We start from the raw sequence: 4,599 nt of genomic DNA, 5'->3' as shown, positions 1-4,599 counted from the left end.
AATTTTAGTATTTTAACTGGATCCCGTGGTTAAGCCACGGGATGACAGAGGTGAAGTTGGTTCACGCGGGCAACGCCTTGCGAGGATAGGCAAAGCCTCGACGCGGCAATCTCATGAAGCAGTACAAAACTCTTGAGATTGCCGCGTCGCTTCGCTTCTCGCAATGACGACTTGATGTCCATGCAACAACGTCACAAAAGAAAAAAGATGACAGTAAAAATATGTTAATTTTACCGATAGTAAAAGGCGAGTATAAAAAAGATTATAATTTAAAACATCTGACATGGTTTAAAGTAGGCAGTAATGCCGAAATTTTCTTTAAACCTTTTGATAGCGAAGATTTAGCAAGTTTCTTAATACAAAATAAGCAAAAATTACCTATAACTACTTTTGGTGCAGGCTCAAATATTATTATAAGAGACGGGGGGATAGAAGGAGTTACAATAAAGCTCGGTCAGAATTTTAGTAATATTGAGTTTATAGATGATCATCTAATAGTAGGTAGTAGCTGCCTTAATTATAATTTAGCAAAATTTTGTCAAGCAAATGCTATTTCCGGTTTTGAGTTTTTAGTAGGTATTCCTGGTACTATCGGTGGCGGCGTTGTTATGAATGCCGGTGCTTATGGCTCTGAATTTAAAGATATTATAGTGAAGATTGAAGCGATTGATTTTGCAGGAAACTTTTTAACATTCACAAATGAAGAAATCGGTTTTAAATATCGCAGTAATAATTTACCAAAGGATTTAATTATTCTCAAAGCCGTTTTTAAAGTAAATAAAGGCGATAGTGAAAATATATTATTACGGACGAATGAAATAAATAACGCAAGATCAGCTACGCAGCCTATTAAAGAGCGTACAGGCGGTAGTACTTTTGCAAATCCTGAGGGGCTTAAATCTTGGGAACTTATTGACAAAGCAGGACTTAGAGGCTATAGAATAGGCGGTGCTTCGATGTCAGAACTTCATTGTAATTTTATGATAAATAATGGTGATGCTACCGCTAAGGATTTAGAAGATTTAGGTGATTTCGTCCGACAGAAAGTATTTGAAGATAGTGGGGTTAAGTTAGAGTGGGAAATAAAACGTTTGGGTAGGTATGTTTAAAAATCGTCATTGCGAGGAGATGCGTAGCATCGACGCGGCAATCTGGTCAAGTATGCTGAGATTGCTTCGTCGAAACTTGCAGTTTCTTCTCGCAATGACGTTACCCCTTAAAAAAAGTAAAAAACATGAATAAATATCAAACTCATTGGGTGGAACATTCTGAAGTCAAAATATTAAGTACGACCGGTAAAAAACATATAGCGTTAGTAGCGGGCGGTATGTCTGCCGAGCGCGAGGTATCTTTAGTGTCGGCTGAAGGGGTTAGTAAAGCCTTAATTGAACGAGGATATAAAGTAACCTTTGTTGATATGGGGGCGGATATTGCTACAAAATTACAGGAAATAAAACCTGATATTGTTTTTAACTGCCTACACGGTACATATGGTGAAGATGGCTGCTTACCTGGATTACTTAATATAATGCGGATTCCTTATACTCATAGCGGCGTGTTATCTTCAGCTTTAGCATTCGATAAAATACATTCTAGGAGCTGGTTTTTAACGAATAATATTAATATGGCTGAAAGTATCGTTGTAAATAAAAGCGATAATATAAAGAATGATCCTATGAAACGACCATATGTAATTAAGCCTCTTACGCAAGGTTCAAGTATTGGTGTTGAGGTGATATTTGAGGAAGATGATTTTAACTTTGTCGATTATAATTTCCCTTACGGTGATCAGGTGATAATAGAGCAATATATAAAAGGACGAGAGTTGCAAGTAGCGGTATTAAACGGCAAAGCTCTTGGGGCTTTAGAAATTAAATTACTAAAGAATCGTTTCTATGATTATGAAACTAAATATACCGAAGGATTTGCTGAGCATCTTTGTCCTGCTCCGCTACCTACTAATTTATATGAAAAATTACTTGTAGAATCAGAAAAAATTTATAAAACAATGAATTGTAATGGTCCTGCTAGAGCAGAATTTATTTTAGAAGAGCAGACAAACAAATTGTATGCTTTGGAGATAAACACTCACCCAGGTATGACGCCTTTATCAATAGTGCCGGAAATTGCAGTTTATGCAGGGATAAATTTTACTAACTTAATTGAAGAAATTATAAAGACGGCAAGCTTTGAATCATGAGAAAAAAAACAAGCTCAAATAAAAAAAAACAAACAAAAAAAACTAATAATATCTCATTACGCCGAAAATTAGGACTAATTTACAAAAAAGCAATATTAGGGCTTAAGATTGCTTTAATTATCTTTGTATGTCTATTTGTTTTTACAAAATATTTTGCCCGCATAAAAACCTACTTAACAACAAATATATATCAAACAACAACAAAACTTGGGTTTAAACTTGAGAATGTTATCATTGAAGGACAGCAAAATGTCGATGAGCCTACAATATTAAAGGTTTTAAATGCGAATAAGGGCAGTCCTATTTTTGCTCTTAAATTAGACGAAATTAGAAATAATTTAAAGAAAAATAAATGGATCAAAGAAGTATATGTCAGTAGAAGATTACCAAATACGGTATATATAAAATTATTTGAAAGAGAACCTATTGCTATTTGGCAAATTAATAAACAGCTTTTCTTAGTCGATGAAGAAGGTTATGAAATTAGTAAAAATATTCAGCCCTTTCCTCATTTATTACATGTTGTAGGGGAAGGGGCAAATATCTACGCAGGTAAATTAGTACTAGAGCTACAGAAATATCCGGCATTAATGAATAAAACTTCAGCTGCCGTAAGACTCGGAGATAGAAGGTGGGATTTAAATCTTAAAGGTAATATAATTATTAAGTTACCTGAAAAAGAGTTTGAAGAAGCATTAAAATATGTCGATGCACTAAATAAAGCAAACAAGCTATTTAACCAAAATTATAAGGCTTTGGATTTAAGGGATAAGAATAGGTATTATATTGAGAAGTATTGAGAATCGTCATTGCGAGGAGAAACGTAGTTCCGACGCGGCAATCTTGTCAAGCATCCTGAGATCGCTTCGTCGAATTACTTTGTAATTCTTCTCGCAATGAAGTTTTTGGAATAACAAACGTAAAAAAATGAAAGAGAAAATATCAAATTTTGTGACACTTGATTTCGGCAGTAGTAAGATTGCCGTAATTGCTGCCTATATTAGTAAAAAAGGTGAAATTAAAGTAGCTAGCCAAAATTTGCATCATTCTAAAGGTATTAAATCAGGAGTTATATCAGATTTAAAAAATGCTGAAACTAGCATTGTTTCGGCAATTTATGCACTTGAAAAAGATTGCGGTAAAAATATAAAAAAAGTTATATTATCGTTATCAGGTGCCGACACTAAATCTTATTATATTAATTATACCATTAAAGTTAACGGGCAAACCGTAACGCAGCAGGATATTAAAAAGTTACTACAAAAAGCATTACTTGAGTTTAAAGTTAAAAACCAAGAAATTATTCATTATTTTCCTCTTGAGTTTACTCTTGATAATAATTCAGTCGAGAATCCTATAGGTATGTATGGTAGAGAGCTTAGTTGTGAATTACATATTATTGCAGCTAGTTCAAATATGTTATCAAATATTGTACAATGCTTCGCTAAATGTCATGTTGAAGTCACAAATATCACTCTAGCAATTTATGCTTCTGCTATTAGCTGTCTTACGAATGATGAAAAAAATCTAGGCTCGCTTATTATAGATATGGGCGATAAAACTACCTCTTTCGGCATTTTTTTTGCCGGTAAATTAATATATACAGGGCATGTAAATATAGGTAGTTTTCATATTAGTTCGGATATTGCTAAAGTCTTTGGTATTGATCTTGTTACGGCAGAGAAATTAAAAATTTTATACGGTAATGCAATTATACCTTTATTTGAGAAAGATAGTATTATAAATATGGATGATTTTCATGTTGATACTCATCATAATTTAAATACTTCTGTAACAATTTATAAATTAGCCGAGGTAATAAGAGCAAGAGTCGAAGAAATATTATCAATGGTAAAAGCCGAATATGATAAAGCAACAAAAGGGCAGGTTGAAGTTTTTAGAGTTGTAATTACCGGCGGTGGGTCTCAGCTTAGAGGACTTACAGAGCTTTCAAATAAAATTTTTGAAAAACAGAGTAGAATCGGTAAACCGGAGATTATTGCCGGTTTTACAGAAGATTATAATCCGGCTATGTATTCAGCAACTATAGGAATGCTAAAAATTCATGCTCTAAAGCAGCAAAAAGAATTCGCTCATATTAGACTTGAGGAAAATAGCAGCTTCTTTAAAAAAGCTTTTGATTGGTTCAAAGAGAATGTTTAGAGAAGCTGCTTGCTTGGATCGAAAAACGCGTTTTATGTCATTCCCGCGAAAGCGGGAATCCAGTAATTTAAAGGTTCTACACAATACGTTTTTAAAATTAAAAGCTCGATTTATCTCGCTTTATGCTGGATTCCCGCCGTTGCTAAGAATGACATAAAATTATTCACGCAATAATGCCTGCTCGCAATGACGATCCAATATTACCCAGCAGGGTCGTGCCTCCGTATTGCAGTTTA

4 protein-coding genes are annotated in these 4,599 nt (G+C 34.0%); all 4 read left to right on the top strand.

What is annotated here, in order from left to right:
• Positions 1-221: 221 nt before the first annotated feature.
• The 4 genes from murB (at position 222) to ftsA (ending at position 4,363) form a co-directional block, all read left to right on the top strand.
• Positions 222-1,109 (top strand): UDP-N-acetylmuramate dehydrogenase, encoded by an 888-nt coding sequence (gene murB / locus KYQ89_RS02385; RefSeq protein WP_218460251.1) that lies wholly within the window; start codon positions 222-224, stop codon positions 1,107-1,109.
• A gap of 125 nt (positions 1,110-1,234) precedes the next feature.
• Complete coding sequence (locus KYQ89_RS02380; protein ID WP_218460250.1) at positions 1,235-2,200, top strand: D-alanine--D-alanine ligase; 966 nt, start codon at positions 1,235-1,237, stop codon at positions 2,198-2,200.
• On the top strand, positions 2,197-3,000 hold the full coding sequence (locus KYQ89_RS02375) for a cell division protein FtsQ/DivIB (protein WP_218460249.1): 804 nt from the start codon (positions 2,197-2,199) through the stop codon (positions 2,998-3,000). The genes KYQ89_RS02380 and KYQ89_RS02375 overlap by 4 nt, the downstream gene beginning before the upstream one ends.
• 127 nt (positions 3,001-3,127) lie before the next feature.
• On the top strand, positions 3,128-4,363 hold the full coding sequence (gene ftsA / locus KYQ89_RS02370) for a cell division protein FtsA (RefSeq protein WP_218460248.1): 1,236 nt from the start codon (positions 3,128-3,130) through the stop codon (positions 4,361-4,363).
• The last annotated feature ends 236 nt before the right edge of the window (positions 4,364-4,599 follow it).

Source organism: Rickettsia sp. TH2014 (genome assembly GCF_019249195.1).
Taxonomy (GTDB): domain Bacteria; phylum Pseudomonadota; class Alphaproteobacteria; order Rickettsiales; family Rickettsiaceae; genus Rickettsia; species Rickettsia felis.
Note: the sequence above shows the minus strand (reverse complement) of the source record. Positions and strands in the feature narration are given on the sequence as shown.

Excerpts from the sequence above, each read along its gene's own strand:
- murB (WP_218460251.1), top strand. The coding sequence starts at position 222 with ATGTTAATTTTACCGATAGTAAAAGGCGAGTATAAAAAAGATTATAAT.
- KYQ89_RS02380 (WP_218460250.1), top strand. The coding sequence starts at position 1,235 with ATGAATAAATATCAAACTCATTGGGTGGAACATTCTGAAGTCAAAATA.
- KYQ89_RS02375 (WP_218460249.1), top strand. The coding sequence starts at position 2,197 with ATGAGAAAAAAAACAAGCTCAAATAAAAAAAAACAAACAAAAAAAACT.
- ftsA (WP_218460248.1), top strand. The coding sequence starts at position 3,128 with ATGAAAGAGAAAATATCAAATTTTGTGACACTTGATTTCGGCAGTAGT.